General features: G+C 71.3%; 21 protein-coding genes, 4 tRNA genes and 1 pseudogene. 19 read left to right on the forward strand and 7 right to left on the reverse strand.

The genetic code is table 11. The features are described 5' to 3' along the window. The first annotated feature begins 167 nt into the window (after positions 1 to 167). Positions 168 to 557, forward strand: a complete 390-nt coding sequence (locus ACWCXH_RS31790; protein WP_449804958.1) for a barstar family protein — start codon at positions 168 to 170, stop codon at positions 555 to 557. Positions 558 to 566: 9 nt separating this feature from the next. On the opposite strand, the gene ACWCXH_RS31795 is transcribed toward ACWCXH_RS31790, so the two are convergent. Together ACWCXH_RS31795 and ACWCXH_RS31800 are read right to left on the reverse strand one after the other, a co-directional pair. Continuing rightward, positions 567 to 2981 carry a hypothetical protein gene (locus ACWCXH_RS31795; RefSeq protein ID WP_449804959.1) on the reverse strand — a complete coding sequence of 805 codons (2415 nt, stop codon included), beginning with the start codon at positions 2979 to 2981 and terminating at the stop codon, positions 567 to 569. 796 nt (positions 2982 to 3777) lie between these two features. Then, a complete protein-coding gene (locus ACWCXH_RS31800; RefSeq protein ID WP_449804993.1) occupies positions 3778 to 4194 on the reverse strand; it encodes a hypothetical protein in 417 nt (138 codons plus the stop codon). 102 nt (positions 4195 to 4296) lie between these two features. On the opposite strand from ACWCXH_RS31800, the pseudogene ACWCXH_RS31805 reads away from it, so the two are divergent. From ACWCXH_RS31805 to ACWCXH_RS31825, 5 genes and pseudogenes are all read left to right on the forward strand, one after another. Beyond that, a pseudogene (locus tag ACWCXH_RS31805) lies at positions 4297 to 4539 on the forward strand (steroid 3-ketoacyl-CoA thiolase); the annotation flags it as partial. Positions 4540 to 4653: 114 nt separating this feature from the next. Further along, complete coding sequence (locus ACWCXH_RS31810; protein WP_449804960.1) at positions 4654 to 5841, forward strand: alpha/beta hydrolase family protein; 1188 nt, start codon at positions 4654 to 4656, stop codon at positions 5839 to 5841. Between the two features lie 347 nt (positions 5842 to 6188). Beyond that, on the forward strand, positions 6189 to 7106 hold the full coding sequence (locus ACWCXH_RS31815; protein WP_449804961.1) for an aminoglycoside phosphotransferase family protein: 918 nt from the start codon (positions 6189 to 6191) through the stop codon (positions 7104 to 7106). Positions 7107 to 7304: 198 nt separating this feature from the next. Then, positions 7305 to 8192 carry a NucA/NucB deoxyribonuclease domain-containing protein gene (locus tag ACWCXH_RS31820; RefSeq protein ID WP_449804962.1) on the forward strand — a complete coding sequence of 296 codons (888 nt, stop codon included), beginning with the start codon at positions 7305 to 7307 and terminating at the stop codon, positions 8190 to 8192. A 33-nt stretch (positions 8193 to 8225) separates the two neighbouring features. Beyond that, complete coding sequence (locus tag ACWCXH_RS31825; RefSeq protein ID WP_449804963.1) at positions 8226 to 8927, forward strand: hypothetical protein; 702 nt, start codon at positions 8226 to 8228, stop codon at positions 8925 to 8927. A gap of 74 nt (positions 8928 to 9001) precedes the next feature. Here ACWCXH_RS31825 and ACWCXH_RS31830 read toward each other — a convergent pair whose 3' ends face one another. Beyond that, positions 9002 to 9313 (reverse strand): hypothetical protein, encoded by a 312-nt coding sequence (locus ACWCXH_RS31830; protein ID WP_449804964.1) that lies wholly within the window; start codon positions 9311 to 9313, stop codon positions 9002 to 9004. Positions 9314 to 9601: 288 nt separating this feature from the next. Then, positions 9602 to 9886, reverse strand: coding sequence for a hypothetical protein (locus tag ACWCXH_RS31835; RefSeq protein WP_449804965.1), 285 nt, complete (start codon positions 9884 to 9886; stop codon positions 9602 to 9604). Positions 9887 to 10306: 420 nt separating this feature from the next. Between ACWCXH_RS31835 and ACWCXH_RS31840 the strand changes: the two genes are divergently transcribed. From ACWCXH_RS31840 to ACWCXH_RS31860, 5 genes are all read left to right on the forward strand, one after another. Continuing rightward, complete coding sequence (locus ACWCXH_RS31840) at positions 10307 to 11308, forward strand: hypothetical protein (RefSeq protein ID WP_449804966.1); 1002 nt, start codon at positions 10307 to 10309, stop codon at positions 11306 to 11308. Positions 11309 to 11710: 402 nt separating this feature from the next. After that, positions 11711 to 11782: transfer RNA gene (locus tag ACWCXH_RS31845), tRNA-Gln, on the forward strand. A gap of 11 nt (positions 11783 to 11793) precedes the next feature. Further along, positions 11794 to 11880: transfer RNA gene (locus tag ACWCXH_RS31850), tRNA-Ala, on the forward strand. Positions 11881 to 11909: 29 nt separating this feature from the next. After that, positions 11910 to 12004 (forward strand) — tRNA-Ser (locus ACWCXH_RS31855). Between the two features lies 1 nt (position 12005). Further along, a tRNA-Tyr gene (locus tag ACWCXH_RS31860) sits at positions 12006 to 12088 on the forward strand. A 274-nt stretch (positions 12089 to 12362) separates the two neighbouring features. On the opposite strand, the gene ACWCXH_RS31865 is transcribed toward ACWCXH_RS31860, so the two are convergent. Continuing rightward, positions 12363 to 13202, reverse strand: a complete 840-nt coding sequence (locus tag ACWCXH_RS31865) for a hypothetical protein (RefSeq protein WP_449804967.1) — start codon at positions 13200 to 13202, stop codon at positions 12363 to 12365. 679 nt (positions 13203 to 13881) lie between these two features. On the opposite strand from ACWCXH_RS31865, the gene ACWCXH_RS31870 reads away from it, so the two are divergent. The 5 genes from ACWCXH_RS31870 to ACWCXH_RS31890 all read left to right on the forward strand — a co-directional run bounded on the left by ACWCXH_RS31870 (position 13882) and on the right by ACWCXH_RS31890 (position 18389). Then, positions 13882 to 15045, forward strand: coding sequence for an ATP-binding protein (locus tag ACWCXH_RS31870; protein WP_449804968.1), 1164 nt, complete (start codon positions 13882 to 13884; stop codon positions 15043 to 15045). Between the two features lie 961 nt (positions 15046 to 16006). Beyond that, positions 16007 to 16219, forward strand: coding sequence for a hypothetical protein (locus ACWCXH_RS31875; protein ID WP_449804969.1), 213 nt, complete (start codon positions 16007 to 16009; stop codon positions 16217 to 16219). A gap of 42 nt (positions 16220 to 16261) precedes the next feature. Continuing rightward, positions 16262 to 16783 (forward strand): DUF6228 family protein, encoded by a 522-nt coding sequence (locus ACWCXH_RS31880; protein ID WP_449804970.1) that lies wholly within the window; start codon positions 16262 to 16264, stop codon positions 16781 to 16783. After that, positions 16719 to 17189: a hypothetical protein gene (locus ACWCXH_RS31885; protein WP_449804971.1), complete on the forward strand. Its 471-nt coding sequence runs from the start codon at positions 16719 to 16721 to the stop codon at positions 17187 to 17189. The genes ACWCXH_RS31880 and ACWCXH_RS31885 overlap by 65 nt, the downstream gene beginning before the upstream one ends. Positions 17190 to 17522: 333 nt before the next feature. Continuing rightward, a complete protein-coding gene (locus ACWCXH_RS31890; RefSeq protein ID WP_449804972.1) occupies positions 17523 to 18389 on the forward strand; it encodes a hypothetical protein in 867 nt (288 codons plus the stop codon). A 311-nt stretch (positions 18390 to 18700) separates the two neighbouring features. Here the strand turns inward: ACWCXH_RS31890 and ACWCXH_RS31895 are convergent, their stop codons facing one another. Both ACWCXH_RS31895 and ACWCXH_RS31900 read right to left on the reverse strand, forming a co-directional pair. After that, positions 18701 to 19387: a response regulator gene (locus ACWCXH_RS31895; RefSeq protein ID WP_449804973.1), complete on the reverse strand. Its 687-nt coding sequence runs from the start codon at positions 19385 to 19387 to the stop codon at positions 18701 to 18703. Next, positions 19384 to 20598: a sensor histidine kinase gene (locus tag ACWCXH_RS31900; protein WP_449804974.1), complete on the reverse strand. Its 1215-nt coding sequence runs from the start codon at positions 20596 to 20598 to the stop codon at positions 19384 to 19386. The genes ACWCXH_RS31895 and ACWCXH_RS31900 overlap by 4 nt, the downstream gene beginning before the upstream one ends. Before the next feature lie 142 nt (positions 20599 to 20740). Here ACWCXH_RS31900 and ACWCXH_RS31905 point away from each other — a divergent pair, with 142 nt between their 5' ends. The 3 genes from ACWCXH_RS31905 to ACWCXH_RS31915 all read left to right on the forward strand — a co-directional run bounded on the left by ACWCXH_RS31905 (position 20741) and on the right by ACWCXH_RS31915 (position 24611). Continuing rightward, a complete protein-coding gene (locus ACWCXH_RS31905) occupies positions 20741 to 21487 on the forward strand; it encodes an ABC transporter ATP-binding protein (RefSeq protein ID WP_449804975.1) in 747 nt (248 codons plus the stop codon). Next, on the forward strand, positions 21484 to 23883 hold the full coding sequence (locus ACWCXH_RS31910; protein ID WP_449804976.1) for an ABC transporter permease: 2400 nt from the start codon (positions 21484 to 21486) through the stop codon (positions 23881 to 23883). Before ACWCXH_RS31905 ends, ACWCXH_RS31910 begins: the two co-directional genes overlap by 4 nt. Positions 23884 to 24293: 410 nt before the next feature. Further along, positions 24294 to 24611, forward strand: coding sequence for a hypothetical protein (locus ACWCXH_RS31915; protein WP_449804977.1), 318 nt, complete (start codon positions 24294 to 24296; stop codon positions 24609 to 24611). The last annotated feature ends 85 nt before the right edge of the window (positions 24612 to 24696 follow it).

Genomic DNA, 24696 nt, shown 5'->3' on the forward strand with positions numbered 1-24696 from the left:
CCTTGGGGCTGCGGGCCCGCACGAGCCGCTACGAACGCGCCTCGGTGATCGTGACCAGCAACAAGCCGAAGCGCACATGTTCCGGCGAACCCGTGCAAGGTGGTGCCTGAACAGCACAGGTTCAATCCAGATGATCGTGACTCCGAGGCGGACGTATCCTGCGGATCGTGATGGCAACTTTCGTGCTGGACGGCACTCGGATTCGATCGTTGGATGACTTCTGGCGGGTCCTCATGGACGCGTTCGACAGCCCGGGACGCCAGTACTTCGGCCGAAACCTCGACGCCTTCGCGGACTGCCTCAGTGGCGGGCCCGGGGGCCCCGAAGCGGATGACTATGTCGTCGAGTGGCACGACCATGTCGTATCGCGCGAGCACCTCGGCTGCCCAGAAACGGTGCGCCAGTTGGAGCTTCGCCTGGCGCGGTGCCACCCCTCGAACCGGGCGGCCGTCGAAGCCAGGTTGGCCGCCGCACACGACCGACGCGGACAGACCGTCTTCGACCAGATCGTCGAGATCTTCGAGAGTCGTGCCCCCGGCGCTTTGCACCTGCAGTAGCGGGATGGCTCACCGCTCAGGGAGCCTCCCGGCATCGACGTGATCGGCGAGATAGAAGAGGGCGGCCTGCGGGTCCATGCCGAAGGCCGCGGCGACGAGCTTGCGATCCATGGTGTTGACGAGGTCGACCAGGCGGGTGCCGCGGACCATTCGGGGTGGGTGGCCGTAATCGTCAAGGACGTGGGACAGATAGGCCGTTGAAGCCGCACTCCGGCCGACCTTCGTCCTCTTGGTGACCATGACGTGGGGGTTCTCCGTCGACCAAGCCGCGCGGTGGGCAAGGCACCTCTGCAGCAGCGTCCAAGATGCCGGGTCGAGCGGGATCGGGTGCGGTCGTTTGCCGAGCCGGACCGTTCGTGCCGCTGGGTCGATGTCGTTGACCTGCAGTATGCGGATCTCGGCACTGGAGGCGCCGTGCAGCAGGGCAAGCATGCCGAGCAGGGCCTCGTGGGGGTGGGCCTTGTCGTCGCAGGTCCACCGCCGGAACAGGTCCCGCTGCTGGTCGAGCGTGAGGGGCCGGCCCCGGTAGCCTTTCGTCTCCTTCGCGGTCAGTCCGTGGGTCGGATCGACGAGGATCAGGTGCTGCGAGCGGGCGAAGCCGAAGAACTGCCACAGCACGTCAGCCGGCGCTTGCGGCCCTTCGGCAGCGTGGCGCCTGCGGGGCGCGGGCTGGCCTCTACAGGCCCGCTGCGGATCAGGGGACGGCGTCGCAGCATTCACGGTGGCGCCAGCCCGGGCGCAGGCCGTTTCGGCGGCCGAGCCCCGACAGCCAGCCCGCCTCGAGGAGCAGCCTGACGGCCTCATGGTGCTCGGGCTCCATCCGCTCAGGGTCGCGGTGGGGAAAGTGCGCGTTGCGCAGTTCCCTCCAAGTCGGCCCGTGCCCGTGCGCGGCGCGGTACTCGGCCACCCACTGCGCCAGTCGCGGGCCCGGTCTTCGACCAGCGTGGCGGCGCGGGCCCGCATCTGCGGATCGGGGAACGGTGGAGTGGCCGTGGCATGGACGGGAGTTTGAGTCGGGGCGAAGGGCGTCGCGCCCGCACCGAGGACCACCCGGACACGACCGTCCTCGAACACCGGGGGAGCACCGAGCCACCCGATCCGGTGCAGGCCGGCCACCGCGCTCTTCACCTGCCCGCCGTCGCCGCTGCCGAGGAGAAGCTGCAAGTCCTCGACGGAGGTCTCAGCCCGGTGCAGCACGTCGCTGTGCGCCAGGAAGTGAATGGCGACAAGCCGGGAGGCCGACGCGGCAGCAGCCAGTGGCGCCGAGATCAGGAGCCGGCACTGCCACGACGCGACGTAGTCCGCCGAGGCACGCCCGATGTCCAAGGCCTCGGTGCGCACCGCCATCGAGGGGACGGCCACGAGCTCGGGGTCCGCACCGGTGGCCGCGGCCAGGGCCCGCGAATCCAGGCGCAGCCAGCCGGCCGCCGTCAGCTGCCGCAGGCACTCGGCGGCGCCCGGGACCGGGATGCTGCCGATCCGGAGCCGGGTCATCGCCAGTTCCCCGGCCCACAGCGCCCGGGTAGCGCACCACAGCGCCGCCAGCCGCACGTCCGCGCCGAGATCGGGCGCCGTTCGGGCGACCGTGGCCAGGGCGGCCTGGAGTACGGCGGCCTGCCGGCCGGTGAGCGACGAGCGGCCGGGAAAGGCGGGCCGCCGCTGTGCGGGAACTGAACCTTCCCGGTCCGGGTGGTCGCACATTGGGCAGGCCAGCGCGCGCTCGGTGTCCCCGTCCGGCTTCGGGACGTGCGCACGTCGCCGCCCGGGCCGCTTGCCGGGGCGGTGCTGCCGAGGCCCGGGCAGGCAGCCCGGCCCGTCGGCGGGGGCGAGCTCGTCCCGCAGGTGATACAGGAGTCGGCCATCGCCGCTCTCGTGGCCGGTGACCAGCCCGGTCTCCACCAGGGCCGCCACAGCCGCGGCTACCGTCGCACGATCCACCAGGCAGGCGGCGGCCAGGTCCCCGAGACCGGCCGCGCCACGGCCTTCGGGCCCCACATGGGCGGTGAGATAGGCGGCGGCCAGCCGGATCTCAGCGGGCAGTTGCCGTAGCCGCCTGCACCCGAGCACCCGCTGCGCCAGGCCGGACATCCGGGACCGCAGTTTCTCGGGCACATCAATCGGCCTCACCCCGCCGTCGGCGATGTTGCGGAGGCGGAACTCCACCGCGCGGCACGGATCGCCGTCCAAGAGCGCCTCACGGGGTCCGGACATCCACCCGGAGGCCAGCAGACCGTCGAGCGCCCCGGCCGGGTCGACCAGGGCGAGCGGGCCGGCCAGGTCCCGCGAGGTCAGGTTCACCCGTCCCGCCCGATCGCCCTGCCCGGCGGCCCGGCACACACAGACCAGGGCCAGCAGACGCTGCTCGGGCGTCGTGCCGACGCCTTGGCTGGCCAGGTAGTGCCATGCCTGTCGCAGCGCCGTCACGTGGGCGGCCGGCTCTCCGGTGCCTCGGCGACCTCCGGGACCGCGGGGGGCTTAGCGATCGAATCCCCTGCCAGTGGGGCCGGATTGACGGCCGGGCGGGTACCTGTCGGCGTGTTCACGGTGGTCCGGGGCGAGTCCGCCTGGCCGCGCCCGCCGGTGGCAACCGGGGCGGTGATCACCGCTGCCGCGTTCGCGGGCACGCGGCCCGGCCGGTCCGGCGGGACCGCCGCAGGGACGGGCACGGGCACGGGTTTGGCGTTCGGCACGGCGGCGGCGCAGCGGGTGCAGACCTCCGCGAGGCGCCACACCCGCCTGAGGCGGTCGGGCGCGACGATCAGACGTACGGGCCCGCCGCAGTGTCCGTTGCGCGGGTGCCAGGCGCAGCCGGCATCCCTGTAGCTGCAGGCGGCGCTGGGCGGGGGCGGGCCTGCAGTGCGGGCGTGGACGGCCAGGTGTGTCAACGCCGCCGTGCGGGCGGCGGCCGGTTCCCTGATCGGCCCGGCGGTCCCGGCGGCGCATGCCCGGGCCGAGCACTGGAGGGTGACCACCCCCTCGGCGGGCCGCCCGCGAGGCACGATGCGTACCACCCACAGCCGCCCGGCAGGTCGCTTCTCCACGGAATCCGGCATCGACAGTCCCCCTGGCCGGCTCGGGCCCAGCGGTATCGGAGCCTCTGGCCCATGGTGGCGCAGCAACAGGCCGCGCACCGCGCAGGCACGCGCGACCACCCGGCCACACCCGTCGCCCGCCGGTCGACACCCGGCATGCCGCGAGGCACCCGCCGGCTGGCGCCGCTCTACACCGGGCGCAGGGTGGCGCGGGGCCGATGGACGGCGCAGTCCGGGGACGGCATGGTCGTGCACGCCCAGATTCCACAGTTGGCCTGGTAAATCCCCTCCCACAGCTCCTCGCTGTACTCCACGATGCGTACCGGCTCGGCGGCCGCCATTCCCTTGTCGTGCAGGGCCGTGAAAGGGAACCGGTGCCGGGCGGCAGCGATCCGGGGGTCGGTCCCGCCCCGGCATCCCACTGCCGGGTTGACCCACAGCCGCATGACGTTGTCCACGGCGCCGTCCAGGGCCAGGAAGCGGTGCTTCACCAGCCAGTCGATCTCCGCCAGCAGGTGCCCCTCGGTGCGCCCGATCTCCTCGGCCCAGTACGGCACGTCGAAGCGCACGGCCGTGTCCCCCGCCAACGAACCGGCGAGGATCATCAGCGGGAGGTCGGGCTCGAGGTCGCTCCTGCGGGACCGGAACCTCTTGCCGGTCGCAGTGCGCTCCGCCTGGATCTGGCACCGATACAGGAAGCTCGCGGCGAGAGGAACGAGGCCTTCGCCAGTGCGGTCCTTGCCTGGCTGCAGGAGACCGGCGCCGATCCGGCCCGGCTCAACGTCAACGGCGGCGCGAGCGCCCTCGGCCATCCACTGGGCGCCAGCGGCACCCGGCTGATGACCACCCTGGTACACGAACTGCGGCGCAGCGGCGGGCGGTTCGCACTGCAGACGATGTGTGAGGCGGGCGGCCTGGCCAACGCGACGATCCTGGAGGCGATCCGCTGACCCCGTCCGTCCGCCTGCCCGTCCCCTAGGGGGCGCTCCGGGCGCATCCCGGAAGGGATCAGTACACCGCTGAGGCGACGTCAGTTCCCGTGCCCGCGCACTACCGTCGCTCATATGAGCCGACTTCGCACGACCGCCGCCGCGGCAGCCCTGCTGCTCGCGCTCCCCTTGTCCGTCGCCGCCGCACCGGCCCTGGCCGCGCCCGCCGCATCGGTCGCCGCCGGTGCCTCCGCCACCACCCCCAACGCCCTCCACCTCGAACTCCCGCGCCCGACCGGGCCGTACGCGGTCGGGCAGGAGGTCCTGCACCTGGTCGACGAGAACCGTCCGGACCCGTGGGTCCCCTCCGCCGGGCCGCGTCAGCTGATGGTCACGATGTACTACCCCGCCCACACCGGAACCGGCAGCCCGGCCCCGTACATGACCGCCGCAGCCGCCCGGATGCTGCTGGACTCCGGGTCCTCGACCAGCACCATCCCGACCGAGTCGGTCACCAACACCCGGACGTGGTCCAGCACCGACGCCCGCCCCCAGGGCGGCCACTACCCGCTGGTGGTGCTGTCGCCAGGCTTCAGCAAGCCTCGCGCCTCGCTCACCAGCCTCGCCGAGGACCTGGGCAGCCGCGGGTACGTCGTGGCGCTGGTCGACCACACCTACGAGAACACCGGGACCACCTTCCCGGACGGGCAGACGCTCCCCTGCGTGATGTGCGGCCAGCTCAAGACCCTGGAGGCCTGGAAGGGCCTGGACGAGAGCCGGGCGAAGGACGTGTCCTTCGTCATCGACCAGCTGACCGGCCGCCCCCACCCGGCCTGGCGCTACGCCCGCATGATCGACCGCGACCGGATCGGCATGGCCGGGCACTCCGCCGGCGGCGCGGCCAGCGTTCCCGCACTGGTGACCGACGACCGGATCCAGGCCGGGGTGGACCTGGACGGCAGCATGAACTACCTGGTGCCCGAGTCCGGCATCGGCGGCAAGCCGTTCCTGATGATGAACCACCAGGACGCCGGCAGCAGCGGCGACGACGACAGCTGGTCCAAGAGCTGGCCCCGGCTCGACGGCTGGAAGCGGTGGCTGAGCTTCGACGGCGCCAACCACGGCAGCTTCACCGACTTCCCGATGTTCTACGACGCGCTCGGCATGCCCCAGGACCCGGGCACCACCATGTCGGGCCGGCGCGGGGTGGAGCTCACCCGCCAGTATGTCGGGGCGTTCTTCGACCTCCAGTTGAAGGGCATCGACCAGCCGCTGTTCGACGGGCCGACCGCCGCCAACCCGGAGGTCCGGTTCCACTCCTGACCGGCCTGCGACTCCCCTGGAGGCCTACCGAACCAACCTCGCTGCCCTCGTCTGACGCCGGGCTACGCACCGCCTACGCCGGCCCGTACCTGGCCGTCGTGCACCCTGACCTGGTGATCCCGGGCAAGGTTCACCTGGTGGAGGCGATTGGTGTCGGTCGTACTCGGTGCGGGTCCGGAGGAAGGGGTGACCGTGCTTGTGTCCTCGAGCGCATGGGGCAAGTGGGCCGGACGGGCCCAGCCGGGCGGTGATGACGCTGCCTGAATTTCCCACCTCGCGCTGAGTGGGGGGACGGACCTGCTGGTTTTGATTCCCCGGAGGCCGCCGCAGGGCTACGGTTGCTCCGCATGACCCACACCGAGATCGAGGTCACCGCAGAGCTGATCCGGGATCTGCTGCGCGACCAGCACCCCGACCTGGCCGACCGTCCGTTGAGCCTTGGCGCGCGCGGTTGGGACAACCAACTGTGGCGCCTCGGCGACGACCTCGCCGTGCGGCTGCCCTGGGCGACGCAGTCCGCGGACGAGCTGCTGCGCAAGGAGCACGCCTGGCTTCCCGCACTTGCCCCGCACCTCCCGCTGCCGGTCCCCGTCCCGCAGCGCCTCGGCGAGCCCTCCGAGCGGTTTCCGCGGCCCTGGATCGTCACCACCTGGGTGCCGGGCGAGCCCGCCGACCGGGCCCCTGCCACGCGCGCCACGGAGGCGGCCGACGCCCTGGCCGGCTTCCTCACCGCTCTTCACCGACCCGCTCCCAGCGGGGCTCCCGCCGGTCGTGACCGCGGCGGGCCGCTGGCCGAGTACGCCGAGGGGTTCGCCGGGCAGCTCGCCTCGGCCACCGAGATGGGGCTGATCCCCGACCCGGACGCCGTCCGCACGGTCTGGGAAGACGCCGCCGCTGCGCCCGGCTGGGCGGGCCCGCCGATGTGGCTCCACGGCGACCTGCATCCGGCCAACGTCCTCACCGAGGACGGCACTTTCTGCGGCGTGATCGACTTCGGCGACCTCTGCGCCGGCGATCCCGCCTGCGACCTCGCCGCCGCATGGATCCTGCTGCCGGACGGCGCCGCCGACCGCTTCTATGCCGCATACGAGCCGGCTCCGGACGCAGCGACCCTGCGCCGCGCCCGCGGCTGGGCGGTGCTGAAAGCCCTCGCCGGGATCCTCATCGGAGAGGCCGGCGTCCACGGCCGCCCCGGTGGCAAGCCCACCTGGGGCCCACCCGCCCATGCCGCCCTGCGACGCCTCGTCGCGGCGGACCGCCCCTGAACGTCGGCCGCACACTCAGGAGACAGGCGACTCCGATCCATCAGTGATGCCTCAACCAACCGGGGAGCGAAGAGCACCCCTGGCCGTTTTCGACCGTCCGCATCAGCGGGCCGCTCTTCCTCTTGGGGCTCACACGGCCTGACCTACACGACCCGCCAGACCGCGAACGGTACGACGACCGTCACCGGCGAGGCGCAGATGAACGTGATCAACTACGAGTACTCCGACGCCGGGCAGCCGGTCTGGGCGCACCAGATCGAGATCTCGGCGTACTCCGGATGGGGCGCTGCTCTCAACGCCACCGTTGAGGGCGCTGCCACCTCGAACGGGTCGTGCACGACGAACAACTCGAACTTCCCGGCGCAGGGCGTCTCGCCGCTGCAGAGCTGGCGGATCGGCGAGGCGTTCTTCACGACCACGGCCACAACGCCGGGGGCGATCGGAACCTGCACCACCACTTGGCAGCTCACCTTCCAGAACGGTGCGTACACGCCGGCGCAGGCGGCGTACAACGCCAACGATGTCCGGTGCGACAACGCCACCGCGGGCAACCCGTACGTCGGCTGTGTGGTGCCGTGGTACGCGGCGCCTGTGTCCTACAGCCAGGCCGCGAACCCGACCCTGGCCGGTCACGTCTCGCGGGCTCAGGCGTCCGGTCTGCCCGGTGCCACGTTCGAGGCGCCGCTTTACCGCACGACCAACGACGCCATCAACAACGCCAACCGGACCCAGGCGTGCGGGGATGCGCCGAGCATCGCGGGGCTCAGCTGCGACGAGTACCCGCTCGCTTCCTCCTACCAGGGGCTCAGCGCCGGGGGAACACGCCGGACCTTTGACGGATGCAACTTCAGTCTGCCGAGTCAGACCGGGCCCACCGGGGTCAGCGTCTGCATGATCGCCGAGGGCGACAACAACTCGCAGGGCGGGATCATGTCGCAGTTCTACCGCTGGCAGCGAGTCCTCGACGGAGACCCCTTCCGGGTCCTGGTGCTGACCGCACGCCTGAAGGCTGCCCGCAGCGCGATCCGGTCGCGCTGCGGGCAGCCGTTGTGCGGTTCGGCTTCTTCCCGCCCGCCGGATTGCTAGCGTGGAAACGCCACCTCACAAAGGGAGTTGATCATGTCGTCGGACTGGGTCCACGTGCGCGCAGTCGACCACTCGCTCGGCGTGCTGGACAGCGGACGGATCCCCGCCGAGACCTCCGACTACTCCACCGGCCTGATCGTCCTGATGTCTGCCGGCGCACGGATCTACACCGGCATCGACACCGGCCCGGTCCGCGTCCGGGCCTCGGCCCACGGCGAGCGGCCACCGATGCCCGACCTGGACGACTCCTGGTCGGACATCGTCGAGGCCAGCGTCTTCGCCCCGCTCGGCAACCTGCGCGTGGACTCACTCGCCCACGGCCCGGCCCCGCGCCTGCCGAACCTCAGCGCATCCGGCCCCGGCTGGTACCGGATACGGGTCTGCGCCCGCGGCCGGGACACCGCGTTCGACCAGGTCTGCGAGGAACCGGTCGAGGACTACGTCATCGCCGTCTGGCCGCAGGGGTCCTCCGCACCCGTGACGGTCCGCTCCGGGGACCGGTGCGGGCAGAGCTTGCGCATGTTTGCTGCCGGCCGGGCGAGTCAGCCGACCGCACCGTCCACGACACCCGTGGGGCCGGCCGACGCAGAGCAGGAACGCCAGGCCGCGCTCAGGCGCAGGCTTCTGCAAGCCGCCGGCCGGACCGATGCCACGGTCGCCCCTGAGCTCGGGGCGACGGCGTCCCTCCCCCAGGAGCCGGCTGCCCGGCCGACAGACTGGCGACCAGGCCGCTGAGCAGTCGGGCACACAGCGGTTCCGGCGGGTCCATCGGCGGAGGCGCGGTGTTCGAGGCTCTGGACCGGCCCTTCTCACCGGGGGCTGGGGTTGAGGTGTTGGCACAGTCTCCGCTGGCGGTAGGCGCCGTCGACGCCGGTTCCGACGAAGTTCCAGAAGGGTTTGGCGGCGAACATGTGGCTGCCGAGGGTGTGCCAGGCGATGCCGGGGTGCTCGGTGCGCAGCTGGGCGAGGCCGGCGGCTGCTAGGCCGAGTCGTTGGTAGGCCTCGTGGGTGTGTGGTTCCTCGACCCAGCCGAGGCGGCAGCGGGTGCAGATCCTGTAGTCGACTTCGAAGACGGGCTCGCCGTTGAGGTAGGCGCTGCGGCAGCGCCACGTGGAACGCAAGGGTGACGGGGTGTCCTGCCAGGGGGTGCCTAGTTCAGGCGCGGTGTAAGGGCTGCGACGTCGGCCGAGGCGGCCACGGGTGAGGCGGCGCAGGACTGCTCGCAATGGCTCGCGTCCGGGGTCCCGGCCGACCTGATGGACCTGGGAGAGGAGGTGCCGTGCTGCCTGCAGATCCTCTTCGGTCGCCATGTGCTCAAGCCTGCCCGGGCCTGTTCAACGCAACCCTCCTGTGCGTTGTGGCACGGCACGTGGGTGGGTGGGTGCCCGGCCTGCGGCCGGGCACCCGGGTTAGTTCGGTGCAGCGGCTTTGCCACCGTCCCGGACAGCGACGAGGACGCGCTGGTGGTACGCCGCGAGAGTCTCGCCGTCGGGCAGGGGAGCGGGGGTGCCCGTGAGGGTGTACCACTCCTCGGCGTCGCGGTACTGGACCGCGACCCAGGCCTGTCCGTTGGGGAAGGCGGTGGTGACGACAGTCAGATACCCGGTGACGCAGCCGACCTCCTCGGTCATCACCCCGCCGGGCCCGGCGGTCACGTGCGCCTGGTGGCGTTCAGCGGCAGGTGGTTCGATCACTGGTTGCAGGTGTCGAGCATGTCGGACAGGGCCTGCTTCTCGGGGGAGGTTCTCGGTACCGGCTCGGCGGACACTGCTCGCAATGGCGGCGGCCGCGGCGGAAGCGGCCGCGAGGTGGGACCAGCCGGTGTACGCCGCGGCCGTCCCCTTGTCCGCCTGGCACCTGCGTCACGCCGCGGCACACCTGGTGGCGGTGGGGGAGGGGGATCGCGGCCGGTGCGGCATCAAGCGGCCCGACGTTCCTGCCGCCGCAGCGTGTGGCGCCATGTGACGGCCCGGTGCCGGGGCCGCGACCGAGCCGATGATCGGCGGTCAACCTCTGGGGGCACTGCCGCTGTCACCTGGGCGGGTGACGGCCGGAGCGGTGGGCATCCGGTGGGCGACGGTGAGCCTGTCAGTGGCGCTCGGTTGACTGAGGCCATGGACGACGCCACCGATCACCTCCACCGCATCGACGCCCTGCTGGCCAGCCCGACGCCGGGCATCGCCCGCCTGTCGGTCGGCGGCGACCTCGACGCCGCCCACCGGCGGCTCGTCGAGGCGCTGCGCCCGCGCTGGGGGTCGTCGCGCAACCTCGCGACCGGTGGCTTCGTCGACCCGACTCTCGATGACGACCGCGGACTGCCGCTGGCGGCCCCGTTCGGCGGGCGCCTGGTCGAGCTGTGCGGATGGGCGGTGCGTGAGCGCTGGATCGGCTGCGGGATCGTCCGGGACGACGGTGGCGCACCGTACCTGGTGGCGGTGACGGCCCACCGGGCCGACCCGGCGACGGCCTGCCTGCCCGCCGGGGACGTCGGGGACACGGAGGACGCAGAGGCCGGGGACGAGGCTCCGGGCGCCCGCTGGCTGCGGGGGCTCGCCGTGGTGACCGGCCGGCCGCGGTCGCGGCAGTGGCCCGTCGACTGGCCCTCGGCCCAAGCCCGGCTCGGCACCGCCCTGCCCACCGACTACCGGGACCTGGCTGAGTACTTCGGCCCCGGCACGTTCGCCGGCTTCCTCGACGTCTTCCTGCCCAGCGCGCCGCCCGGCTCCGACGACCCGTTCCCGAACGTCCCGTGCCTCGTCAAGAACGCCCGCAGCCTCGCCAGTCTCGCCACCGACCCCGGCATCGCCGACCTCTACCACCCCTACCGGCTCCACCCCGCCCCCGGCGGGCTCCTGCAGTGGGCCGGCTCCGAACAGGCCGACCAGTTCTACTGGCTGACAGATGGCCCGGACCCGAACCGGTGGCCCGTCATCGCCCGCAACGACGACGGCGACCACCAGGCCCGGTTCGACGGCTCCACCACCGAGTTCATCCACCGGCTCCTCACCGACCACCGGCACCCCTTCTCGATCTCGGAGCTCCTCGACAGCCCCGAGTTCGAGCCCTACGAGCCCTGCGGACCCCACGACTCTTCCGAAGACCGGCGACTTCCGTAAGGCCCTCAACCCCGTGTCCGCAGCGGCTGCCCCGCCTCGGGCACGTGGTTGGGCCGGCAGACCATCGCCGTGCGACCTCCGGCAGCAGTCGGGAAACGGTGCCGCTGCAGGTCTCTCTGACGCCGCCGAAGCCCGTCGCCAACCTGTGCTCCGGACCTGGGGCTTTCGCCGTGAAAAGCGGTTGTCCCCGCCACCGGCGGTGCGCCACAGTGGACGCATTGCGCCAAGCAACCAGGAAGGAGCGCGACCGTGAACGCCGTCATCTGTGGCCAGTCGTATCAGCGCTTTTCGAGTTCCCAGAGCAGCGGGACGTCCTCGTAGCGCGCTGACCGGCTTCTTGCCGGGCCGCCCCGGGGATCGTTCCCCGCCCGGGCGGCCCTTTTCGTGCCGCCCATCCGTCCGTGCCGGATGGTGTAACTGGCAGCACGCCTGACTCTGGATCAGGCAATCGGGGTTCGAATCCTCGTCCGGCAGCGCAGTAGCCGGGAGAGTCGGCCGAGTGGTCAGGCAGTGGCTTGGCTCAAGCCGTCGTCGGGGTCGCACCCGCGCGCGTTCGATCCGCGCACTCTCCGCGCAGTACAGCAGGACAAGAGCAGTTCTCGGAGGAGCCAGCCGACAGGTGGCGCCGGCCTCGGTCTTGAAAACCGTTGGGGCGCGTGAGCATCCGTGTGGGTTCGACCCCCACCTCCTCCGCCAAGGGCGAGCTGGGCACGGGAGAGCCCAAGGGTCTGTAACACCCCCGCTTCGGCTGTGGCGGTTCGAATCCGCCCTCGCCCACCACTCCAGAGCCGAAAACACCTGCACCGAAGAGCCGGGCCCGGCGCGACCAGCTTCGAAGCCGCCGCCGACGAAGGTGCCGACGGAAGCCGACGTCCGGCTCCAGGACACGGCCGAACCGTGTGGTCCGGCCGTCGGTGCGGACGGGGGCCTTCCGCCTGCGGTCCGACGGTTGAGCGGGAGCGTCCGCGCGAATCCCCCCAAATCGCCGGGGCGGTGCCGAGGTACCCATCGGCACCACCCGAACCGGCCAGGTCCGCCAGCGGCGGGACGGCCGTCAGCCGGCCACCGCGTCGTACAAGCCGCGACCCGTCCGCTGCGCCCGTCCGGTCTTGGCGAGGCGCTCGAGCATCGCGCGCACCGCGTCGAGTGCTCCGTCCTGGCCGTCGAGACCGAGCAGGACGGTCACCTCCCGGGCCCGCAGCGGGCCCTTGCCCCGTCCGAGGACGGCCAGCACACTCTGTGCGTCGGTCAGGCGCCGACGGCCCGCCGCCGTGCGCGCGGGCGTCGTCCGGCTGCCTGCACCCTCCGTGGCTTGCGCGGTCGCCGCCTTTCCTCGGGCGGCCGTCGTGCCCGCCCTCTTGGAGGCGCCTCGGGCAGCCTTCCTCACGGCCGGGGCCGAGGCCGGCGCGGGCGCGGGCGTCGCATCCTGTTCCCGGGCGCCCGCCGCCGGCACCTTGCCCGCGGCGGCCTTTGCGGCCGCTCGCTTCGCGGGGGCGGCCACCTTCCGCGTGGCCGTCGTCTTCTTCGCTGCTGCCTTCTTGGAGACGGCCCTGCGCGGGCCCGCGCCCCGGCCCGCAGCCGGTGCCCCAGCAGAGCCGGACTCGGCAACGGGCGACTCGGAGGACTCCTGCGCCGACCGTGCCCGGGCGGCAGACGGCTCGTCCGCGACGCCTACCCGCGCGGCGCCCGGAACCCGGTCCCGCTCCCCGAGCGGAGCCTGGGCCAGAACATCCAACCCCTCCAACACAGCCACCATCGCGTCCTCCTGGGCGATGAGGACCGCCAGCTGCTCCTCAAGCCGCCGCCGCTGCTCCCGTACGGCCGGCAGCCGTGCCTCCACGAGGGCCCGCGTCGATCCGACGCTGCTGTCCGAGTCGAACGTGCGTCCGTCCACAAGTGCTCCTTCAACTTCTGTTCGTGTCAGCGAATGTACGGCGATCACGAGGATCGGCTCAGCGGGATGGCGAAATCCGACCCGTGAGGGTTGCATCGCACCCGTTCGGCAGCAGACTCCGTCGACCCGGCCGGCCGAGCGCCCACTCGGCCAGGGTGCCCGTCCAGGAGAACTCGTGGCCGACGAGGCCCGATACGTCAACCGAAGGGTCAGCTACAACATCCGCCGGGCGCATGACACTTCGATCCCGCTCCAAGTCGTCCTCCTTACCCGCCGTTGACGAGCCGGAGTCGGAGACAACGTCACCGAGATCATCAAGGGTTACCAAGGCTGACCCGCTGCTGATGTGACTGCGCGTTCCGGTTGGCCTCGTCCGGCCTCGTAGGTGCTCGGTCAGGGACCGGATCAGTGCGGCGGCGAAGCCGACGGGCATGGGATCCCGGGCTGACGCGCAAATTGATGAAATTGGGGACCTCGGGGCCGCCAGAAACGGTGTCGTACGCGGCTTCGCCGGGCCCGTGGCAGCGATCCGGCACCAGTTTGCGACCTCGGGATCGACCGTCTCCCGACAGGCTCTCACCCGCCCGTCTACGCACTCGGCAAACATGGTCTGACCTGGTGCTTTCCAGGGATTCGCCTAGGCTGAGGAGTTCTGCCGGACAGCATCGGAGGGGACATCATGAGCGAGGAAGCCAGCAAGTACGACGCCAGCCAGATCCAGGTGCTGGAGGGGTGGAAGGCCATTCGGAAGCGGCCCGGGATGTACATCGGCTCGACCGGTGAACGCGGCCTGCACCACATGGTGTTCGAGGTCGCCGACCAGGCCGTCAACGAGGTCCTGGCCGGCCACGCCGGCCGCGTCGACATCACCCTCACACCCGACAACGGTGTATGTGTGGCCGACGATGGACGAGGCATCCGCATCGACGAAGCGGCGGACACCGGCATCTCCGGCCTCGAAGCCCTGCTGACCCGCATGCAGACCGGGACGGGGCGCGGTGGCCGCCACGACGTGACGCTCGGCTTCTGCGGGGTAGGGCCCTTCGTCGTCAATGCCCTGTCGAGCCGAATGACAGCCGAGGTACGGCGTGGGGGAGCCCGCTGGGTTCAGGAGTACGCGCGCGGCGTGGCTGTCACCCCGCTCACCGAGGCGGGCACGTCGACTGGAAGCGGGACCACCATCACCTTCTGGCCCGACGCCGACATCTTCGGAGCCGCGGAGTACTCGTTCGACGGGCTGGCCGAGCGCTTCCGGGAACTGGCTTTGCTGAACCGGGGCTTGGAGATCTCTCTGACCGATCAGCGCCGCCGAGGCGAGGCCCGATCGGTGCGGTTCCGGTACCCCGACGGCGCGCGGGACTTCGTGGCCATCCTCGACGAGCAGGAGGAGACACCCGTTCATTCGCACATCATCGGCTGCGAGCGGGAAGATCCGCGGATGGCGGGGACGGTGGAGGTGGCCTTCCGCTGGCGTGCCTCCCGCGAGGAGCGGGTCCGGAGCTTTGCGAACAGCCGGCCCACCATCGGCGGCACACACGAGCGCGGCTTCCGCGACGGAGTGGCGGCCGCAGTCACCGCATACGCACGGGAGCGGCAGCTGCTGACAGCGACAGACCCCGACCTTGACGCCGATCGGATCAGCGAAGGTCTGACAGCGGTCGTGTCGGTGAAGCTGGACCATCCCGAGTTCGAGGGCTCCACGCGCGGCTGGCTGAGTAACGCCGCCGTGCGCGCCTGCGTCGAACAGACCGTCCAGGAACACCTCGGCAGGTGGCTGGGAGGACACCCGGAGCAGGCCGCAGCCGCCATCGACCGGATCATCCAGGGCGCCCGCCGGGACTGACCAGGAACAGGCCGCCCTGCCGGTCCCCGGGAATCGGGGCCGACAGGGCGGCCTGCAGCACACGGCGGTCGCCCCTGTATGTGGTCGCCTCTCCTTGGGGCGGGATGGGCAGGCAGCCGCCCTGGTGAGGGGCGGCAGCCGGCCGCCCCCACATCCGCGGGACACCAACGTCTTGCCCAGCCGACTGCCTCTGCTCGCCGACCGCTTCGGCGGACCAGCGCAGCAGTCCCGCCGAACGCCACCCCTGCAACGAGCACCCCGGTGGAACCACCCCTGGACGCTGCCGCTGCACAGCTCATCGCGGACATCGAGCAGGCCGGAGGCGTCCTGCGCATCGCCGACCCACCGCCTGCCGAACGAGCCCGGCTGCGCCAGGCCCTGCACGCTGCGAGGACATCCAGTGCCCTGCCACTTGGGCACTGTCTGGCCCACACCGGGCGCGACAGGGGCGATCTCGTCATCCGGCTCCTTCCCGGCGAGCGGCCGGCCCGAGCCCGGCCGTCCGTTCCTTTAGTGCCCGTGGATGGTGACCTGCCCGTCACAGCCCTTCACCCAGCGGTGCGCGACTGCCCGCTGCCGGTGTGCCCCGACTGAGAGGGGCGTGCCCGCCGCATTCTGCGCGCCCCTGCGGCTGCCGCCGAGAGCAGCGCAGGGCCATCACGAGTTCGCGGGCCAGCAGGTTCCAGGCCGGGTCGGTGAGGCCGGTAGTGAAGGTGATCCGCCACGCGTAGCGGCCCTTTTGGGCGGGCCGCTGGATCACGTCGTTGAAGTCCCACACCGCGGTGTCGCCGCACAGCGGCCCCGGCGTCTCGCCCGCGCCGGGTAGCAGCGGGTGGCTCTGGACGACCGACGACTGGCTCGTCGTCGCGGAACACGGAGCTCGCGAGCGCCGCCGGAGCCGGCAGGGCGGAGGGAGAGGAGAGGGTCATGCGTCGAACCCCGCGGAGGCAAACAGGGGAAGGTGCAGCCGCACGCCCTGGGCGGCGGCCTGGTGGGCAGGTCCTGGCCCGTGACGGCGTTCAGTGCCCCCGGGCCGTTGCGATGCACCCGCCTTGCCGACCTCGTGAACACCCTGGACCCCAAACTCGTCGCCGCAGCCCTCGGCATGGATCCCGAGGGCGTCATGATCTACCTCGCCGACCAGGTCGATGTAGGACGCCTCCCCGATACGTAATCTCCGCGACGGGTGGGGCCTCCGTGATCTACCGTTCAACCGATGAGCTCCCACGACACCGACCTCGACACGCCGACCGCCGTGACCGTCCGCTGCCAGAACCACCGCTCCGTCAGCGTGCGGCTCTGCGACTCTTCCCGGCCTGACGAGGACCGCGTGCAGTACGCCGTCGAGGCGTCCGCGCCGGGGCTGACCATTCGCGTTGACGGGGTGGTCGCCTGGAACTGGGGCGCCGACCTGGCGCCTTTCCTGGAGGGACTGGCGGCCGATTTCCGCGGCTGGGACGGGCAGCGGGTCTGGCAGACCAACGACCGCGATTTCACCATCAGCGCGGTCTTCCGTTCCGGCGGTCACATCGGGCTGACCTGGACTCTTCATCCATGGCGAAGTGCGGCCGGTGGTTGGGAGGCATCCGTCACAACCTGGCTCGACGCAGGCGAGCAGATGTCTGCCCTCGCGGTCGATGTCCGACGCTTCCTCACACAGCAGGACGGTGGCCGTGGCTTATCTGCAACTCGTCTGGACTCTCAACGGACACGGGTGGGCGGACTGCAGCATCGCTGACGGTCAAGCCGATGCCGAAGTCACAGCCTCGTACATCACCAGCGCCCCCGAGGACCTCCTGACGGCGGTCGCCCGACTGGTCAGCGGTGAAGCCGAGACACGTGCCCAGTTCGAGGCAGAGCCCACCGCTTTCCGGTGGATCTTCTACCGCGCAGGCGACGACGTGTGGATCCGCCTCCTTCAACTACCCGACGGCGCCAAGCACGACAACGCCGGGATCGAGATCTGGTCGACCCAGCAGAGCGTCGACGCCGTGGCGCGAGCAGTGATCCGCTGCTTCGACGAAGTCGCCACGAAGTACAGCGAGAGCGGATATCGCGGCAAGTGGGGCGAACACTTCCCCCGTGCCGAACTCGAAGCCCTGAGGTCGCTCTGGCGCACACACCGGTCCGACGCGGCAGCCTGAACTCCCGGAACGGTCGGGGTGAACGCCCGCCCTTCCCGGAGCCCGGGAACGCCGTCTCCGCGCCCGTGCAGGCCCTCGCGCGGGTCCGTGAGCGCCGCCACCAGCCGGTAGAAGGTGGCCTGCGAGCACATCGCGACCGCATCCCCGTGCCGCTCCGTGAGGATCCGGGCGGCCACGGGGAACAGCGCCTTGACGGTTCCCTGGGAGCGGTCGCGCCGGCGCCGGATCGCCTCTTTCACCGCGGCCACGACCCGCTCATCGGTGCGCCCGGCGGGATTGCGCCTACGGGCGCGTACCCTTGTCGGCGATTAAGGATTACGGCGGGAGGGCTCCGTGGCCGGCGACGCCGGAGCGGCCGAGACCAGGATCCGGGAACTTCTGGCGGCCGTCCGCTGGTCGAACAGCCGTTGGCAGGCCGTCCACAACAGCAACCACAACAGATCGACGGGGATGAACCGGCTGATCCAGGAAGCCGATTCCCTTCCCCGGCCGGCACCGAAACGGCGAAAGCCGGAGCGACGGAACGTTCCGCCCAGCCACAGCGGCAGCTTCACCTGGCACCACATCCCGCAGTACCTCTTCGAGGTGTGGCTCCACCAGCACTTCGACGCGCCGCCCGACGCGCACGAGGCGCTTCGGCGTGCCGCGCCTGCCTACCTGGTCCGGATGATCACCGGCGGATCGGTGCAAGCCTGTGCCGATCGGCTCGACCTGTCGTTCGCCACTGTGGCCTGGGCCATGGGCAATGTCCGCCGTCGTCTCGCTGCCGCCGACGCTCTCGGGGCGCTGGAGGCCGGTCTCCAACGGCTCGCTGACCACCTCGACGCAGCGTCGCAACTGGTCGACTACCACCAGCGCCGCCATGCACTCGCCATCTGGTCGCTGCCCGAGCCCGACTGGCACCGCCTGAGCGAACACCTGCCGGAACGCACCGGCCGGCGCTTCGACGACGCCGTCCGCCGCGACACGGCCGCCGTCCTGATCTGGATGGACGTCACCCAGGGCCACCCCCATCAAGCCCCCGTCGTCCGGCAGGCACGGGCCAAGGCGCACCTCTCCCGCAGCAGGCTCCTCAGGTCGATCGCCGAGACCCGCTACCGACGCCGCAATGACCGCTCCTGGGAGCTGCGGCCGATCGCCGCCTACATCGACGCCTACGCGCGCGAACTCGCCGACAAGATCGACGGGCCGAGCAACTGAGCGCAGACACGCTGTTCCGGGCAGCCAGGTCGTGAGCTGGGACGCGATAGCCGGAACCGGAAGGACATCGGGAGCTGGCGTTTCGTGGCCCACGGGACGAGCTTGTTGGTATCAGATGGCCAGGCTTCCTGTAACCATCCACGAACGCCGAAGGCGGCTGCGTGCTGTGTGTGGGGGCGGGGACATGGATCCCAGGTGGGGTCCGTGACTTCCGAACAACCTCGACTCGAATCCCGCTGCGGCCAGGTGGGTGTGCTGGCGCATCTGGAACGCGGCGAACTCGTGGTCTCGATCGTTCTTCTCCCCCTGCCCTACCGTCTGCGCGGCACGAGTCCGGCCTCGAAGGCGGTGATCGCCAGGTGGACGCGGTCCCGAGCTTCGAGCTTGGCGAACAGACAAGAGACATGCGTCTTCGCCGTCGCCGCGCTGATCACCAACCGCTCGGCTATCTCAGCGTTCGACAGTCCCTGTCCGACCAGTGCCAGTACCTCGCGCTCCCGGTCGGTGATCCCCGCGATGAGACTTGAGTCCGCGGCGGGCTCGGTGTCCGGTGCGGGGGCCGCGGGGGTGGCGGAGGTTCCGGCGAAGTCCGCGATCAGCCGTCGGGTCACGCTCGGCGCGATCAACGCGTCGCCGGCCGCTACCACGCGGATCGCGTCCAGGATCGCGTCCAGGGCCATGCTCTTGAGCAGGAATCCGCTGGCCCCGGCGCGCAGTGCGCCGTAGACGTACTCGTCGTCGTCGAAGGTCGTCAGCACCAGCACCTTGGGCGGGTCCGGCTCGGCGGTCGCCTGCCGGGTCGCCTCGATCCCGTCCATGCCCGGCATCCGGATGTCCATCACCACGACGTCCGGCCGCAGTTCACGCACCAGGCGCACCGCCTCGCGGCCGTCGCCGGCCTCGCCGACCACCTCCAGGTCGTCGGTGTCGCCGATCAGGATCGCGAGCCCGACCAGCATCAGCGGCTGGTCATCGACCAGCAGCACCCGCACGCTCATGCCGGGAGCCTCGCAGCCACCCGGAATCCGCCCTCCGGACGCCGGCCCGCGCTGAACTGGCCGGACAGCAACGTCACCCGCTCGCGCATGCCGAGCAGGCCGAAGCCGCTCCCGCCGGCCGCCGCCGAGGGCCTTGGACGGCCGGGCCCGCCAAGACCGTCGTCCCCGTCGTCCACCACCTCGATCGTCACTCCTGTCGGCTCGTAACCGACCGCGACCCGGCACGTGCGCGCACCGGAATGCCGCACCACGTTCGTCACCGACTCCTGGACGATCCGGTACGCCGACAGCTCGATCTCCGGCGGCAGCGGACGCTGCTCGCCCCGCCAGGTCACGTGGACCCGCACCCCGGCGTCGGCCGTGCTTTCGGCGAGCCGCGGGACGTCCGCCAGGCTGGCGCCCGGCGCCAGCGGAGCGGCCTGCGGCATGGCGTCGTCGGGCTCGGCGCGGCGTAGTGCTCCGAGTATGCGCTGCAGTCCGAGCAGCGTCTCCCGGCTGGTGGTCTCGATGCCGGTCAGTGCCTGCCGTGTCTGCTCGGGCTTGGTCTCCACGACCCGCGCCGCCGCTCCCGACAGCACCGTGATGATCCCGATGCTGTGCGCGACGCTGTCGTGCAGTTCGCGGGCGATCCGCAGCCGCTCGGCCATGACGGCGCGGGCCGCGGTCTGCTCGTGCAGGGCTTCGAGGTATTCACGGCGTTTGCGGTACACCCCGCCGAAGACCCACGCGACCGCGAACACGAACGCGAGCTGCCCGGCCCGCCGGGCCGCGTCGCCGACGGATTCCCCGTGGGGGACGAGGGTGCGTTCGACGAACGCGGTCGCGACGGCCGCGACGGAGCCGACGGCGGCAGCCGTCGGCCGCCGGGCGGCGAGGTACCCGCCCAGGACCGGGAGCAGGGGGAGCGCGATCCAGGGCTGCGCGCCGAAGAAGTCGCCGAGGGCTGCTTCGCCCAGGACCGCCGCGAAGACCGCCGCGGGCAGACGGCGCACCAGCAGGATCGGAAGGGCGAGCACGAGGCAGAGACCGATCCTCTGGTCGGGCCTGAGGTCGGGGAACAGGAACGGGCCACCGTGGTGCGGGATCGGACCGAGCGGCATCGTCCAGAAGAGCATCACCGCGTAGAAGCAGGCGGCGGCCAGCACCACGGCCTGCGCCGTCAGCCAGGCCACGGGTGCCGATGTCGAAAAACGCCGGAGCAGCTCTTCCATACGGAGATCGTATGGACTGGCATCGGCTCTGCGCGTCGCCCCGGGGATGTATGCCGGATACGCCCCCGGGCCGATCGCCCGGGAAGAGGTGACGTCCGCCGGCCGACGCGGTGGATCACGGTCCGTTCCTAGGTTCGTGGCCATGACGAACGCACCGATGATCGAGCTTCACGACGCGACGAAGAAGTACGACGACGGCCCGCCCGCACTGGCCGGCGTCACCCTGTCCGTGGCGGCCGGTGAGTGCGTGGCGATCCTCGGCCATTCCGGCAGCGGCAAGTCCACGCTGCTGAACCTGATCGCGGGTCTGGACAAGCCTTCCAGCGGCACCGTGACCGTCGACGGCATCCGCGTCGACCAGCTCGGCGAGGCCGATTCGGCGAAGTACCGCCGGGCCTCCATCGGCATGGTCTTCCAGTTCTTCAACCTGCTGGACGACCTGACCGTGTTGGACAACGTCATGGTTCCGGCGCAGCTGGCCGGGATGGGCAAGGGCGAAGCGAAGCAGCGGGCCGTCGACCTGCTCGGCTCGCTGGGCATCGACCGGCACGCCAAGGCCTATCCGCAGCGGCTGTCCGGCGGGCAACGGCAGCGGGTGGCGGTGGCCAGGGCCCTGATGAACGACCCGGCGCTGCTGCTGGCCGATGAGCCGACCGGCGCGCTGGACTCGAGCTCGGCCGAGGACGTGCGCCAGCTGCTGCTGGAGCTGAACGCCGACGGCCAGACCATCCTGCTGGTGACCCACGACATCCAACTGGCCGCGAACACCGCGGGACGCACGATCGAGCTGGTGGACGGTGCCGTGGCCCGAGACGTGGTCAATCCGCTCAGCGGCGCCACCGCCACCGCCACCGCTCCCGCCAACGGCTCGGCGGGAGCGGTCCGATGAGCGCCCTGGGCAAGGTCGTGCGCTCCGGCGTCGGCCGGCGTCGGGTGCAGTCCCTCGTCATGGCCCTGACGACGTTCGCGGCCGTCACCTCCTCGGTGCTCTCGCTCGGTCTGCTGGCCGCCGTGCAGGCCCCGTTCGAGCACGCCTTCAAGGCCCGCAACGGCGCGCATCTGTCGGTCCAGTTCGACGGCTCGAAGGCCACTGCCGCGCAGGCCGCCGCCACCGCGCACGCCGCCGGCGTCACCGAGGCGTCCGGGCCGTACCCGGTCACCTCAGCCCTGAACACGAGCTTCGGTACGGACTGCACCGCGAACATCGCCCCGGGCATGCCGATGGCCGGTCGCGCCGACCAGCCGGTCATCGCCACCACCCGGCCCGACCTGGCCGCCACCTCCGGCCTGGACCATCTGGCCCTGGTCGATGGCAGGTGGCCGACCAGCGCGAACGAGATCGTCCTAGCTGCATGGGACCATCACTGCGCAGGCGGTTCCGTGGTGTTCGACTCGCTGCCGGGCAAGCCCTCGTTCAAGGTCGTCGGCCTGGCGAACTCGCTGACCAACACCGCGACCGGCTTCCTCACCGGCGACGGCTTCGCGCGGCTGACCGCCGCCGGCGCCAAGACCGACGAGCAGATGCTCTACCGGTTCGCCAAATCCGGGACCGACGCCGACCTCACCACGGACAAGCAGGCGATCGCCGCCGCCGCGCCGGCCGGCTCGGTCGAGAGCGGACAGTCCTACCTGGCCGCGGAGAAGCAGGCCATCGGCGCCACGGAGTCCTTCGTGCCGTTCCTGGTCGTCTTCGGCGTCCTCGGCCTGTTCCTGTCGGTGCTGATCATCGCGATCGTGGTCAGCGGCGCGGTGGTCTCGGGAATCCGGCGCATCGGGATCCTGAAGTCGCTCGGCTTCACCCCCTGGGAGGTGGCCCGCGCCTACGCCGCACAAGCCCTGATCCCGGCGACGATCGGCGTGCTGGGCGGCACACTGGCCGGCAACCTGCTGGCCGTTCCGGTCCTGGGCAAAGCCAGCAAGGAACTCGGTGCCGCCGGCACCGGCCTGCCGGTGTGGGTCAGCCTCGTCGTGCCGATCGGCACCCTGGTCATAGTCGGTGTCACCGCGCTCATCCCGGCACTTCGGGCCGGCCGCATGCCGGCGGTGCAGACCCTGGTCGTCGGCCGCGCCCCGAAGGCCCAGCGCGGCCAACGCGCGCAGCGCCTGGCAAGCAGGCTGCCGCTGCCCCGGCCGATGTCGCTGGGACTGGCCCAGCCGTTCGCCAAACCGGCCCGGACCGTGCTGGTCGGCGCCGCGGTGCTGTTCGGCGCGGTCAGCGTCACCTTCGCGATGGGATTGGAGACCGCGTTCACCAAGTACCAGGACGCGGGTACCACCGGCCTCAATGCCGCGTCGATGCTCGTGGTGCCCGCCGGCACGCCCGCCGGCCTACACTCCGCCGGCGGCCCCGCCAACCCCCACATGGACTCCACCGAGGTGGCCGCCGCGCTCGCTTCGGTCCCGGGCACGAAGGCCGCGTTCGGCTGGGGCGTCAGCGGCGCGACCATGATCGGCGCGTCGCCGGGGGACAATACGATGGTGGACACCACCACCGGCGACCTGTCCTGGACCAACGTGGAGCTGCTGCACGGCCGCTGGTACCAGAACCCCGGCGAAGCCGTGATCAACGACCACCTGGCCTCGTCGGCCGGGGTGCACGTCGGCGACACCGTCACCGTGGCGCAGGACAACAAGCGACTGCCGCTGCGGATCGTCGGCATCGACTTCGATGCCAGCGGCAACGCGATCGTGATGACCGACAATGACACGTTCACCGCCGCCGGTCTGACGCCGTACATCTCCCAGTTCAATGTCAAGCTGGCCGACAACGTCAGCGGCCCGGACTGGTCCGCCTCGGCCACCGCCGCGCTGACCCCGCTGCACGCCGCGGCCACCCCGAACATCACGTACGAGAACTACACGGTGCTGACCATGGTCGCCCTGGTGGCCACCCTCACGCTGATGATGATCGCGGTCGCCGCGCTCGGCGTGCTGAACACCGTGGTGCAGGACACCCGGGAACGGATCCACGACCTGGGGATTTTCAAGGCCCTCGGGATGACACCCAAGCAGACCATCGCGATGGTGCTGACCTCGGTGAGCCTCACCGGCCTGGTCGCAGGGCTGATCGGGGTCCCGATCGGGATGGCGGTGGAGAAGGCGACGCTGACCCAGATGGGGAACGCGATCGGCAGGAACCTGCCGCCGAGCGCGACCCACGTCTACACCGCCGGGATACTGCTCCCGCTGCTGGCCGGCGGGATCGCGATCGCCCTGCTCGGGGCACTGCTGCCGGCCGGCTGGGCGGCGCGCTCCCGGACTGCCACCGCGCTGCGGACCGAGTAGAACCGGTCGCTCGTAGCATTAATGTTTCTCCGCCTTGATCGGCGGGCGGGGCCCGGGGGACCTTGACACACTTCCAGTCAAGGTCCTCGGGCCCTCCTCCGGTGCTTGGGCCAGAGAGCCGGCGTACGCCGCCAGTGCCTTGATGAGCTGGCGGTATCTCTGTGTGGGCGCGCGGTTGGTCAGGGCTTTGATAACGCGGTGTTCCGGTCCGATGGGGTCGGGGTGGCCGATGGGGGAGAGCGGGGGCCGCATGGCGGGTGCCAGGCGCCATTCGCTGCCGGTGGCTTTGGCCCACACGACCGCGGACGCGCAGTCGCGCAGGAGCTCGTCCGTGAAGTGGTGCTTCCCGGGGCGCCTGGAGAGGGTCTGTACGGTCTTCGGTGTAACTCCCGATCAAGGAAGAACACCTGATGAGCGACGTGATCGTCTCTGCTGAGGCGGTTGAGGAAGTCCGGCCGGTCGACGGCTGGCGCGAGTACGACGACGCGGTGCCCATCGTCGCGACCACCCTGGAGCTGCTGGCCACCCGCGGGCCGCTCGGCCCGGTGTGGTGGCGCTACGGCCGCGACGGACGGCACTCCCTCATCGAGGCGCTGGAGAACCCGAACAACCGGGCCGCCTACGACCTGCGCCAAGCCGCCCGGGAGAAGAAGGCCCAGCAGGACCACCGCGAGCTGGGCCGATGGCGCGGTCGCGGGCGAGTGGCGGCATTCGAGGCGCGCCGGTAGCGCTTTTGCCGGCGGGCGGCCAGGAAGCGGGGTGCGAGTTTGGAGGCGCCGTCGCGGCGGACGACGGCATGGCTGAGTCCGAGCC

Source organism: Kitasatospora sp. NPDC001660 (assembly GCF_053596725.1).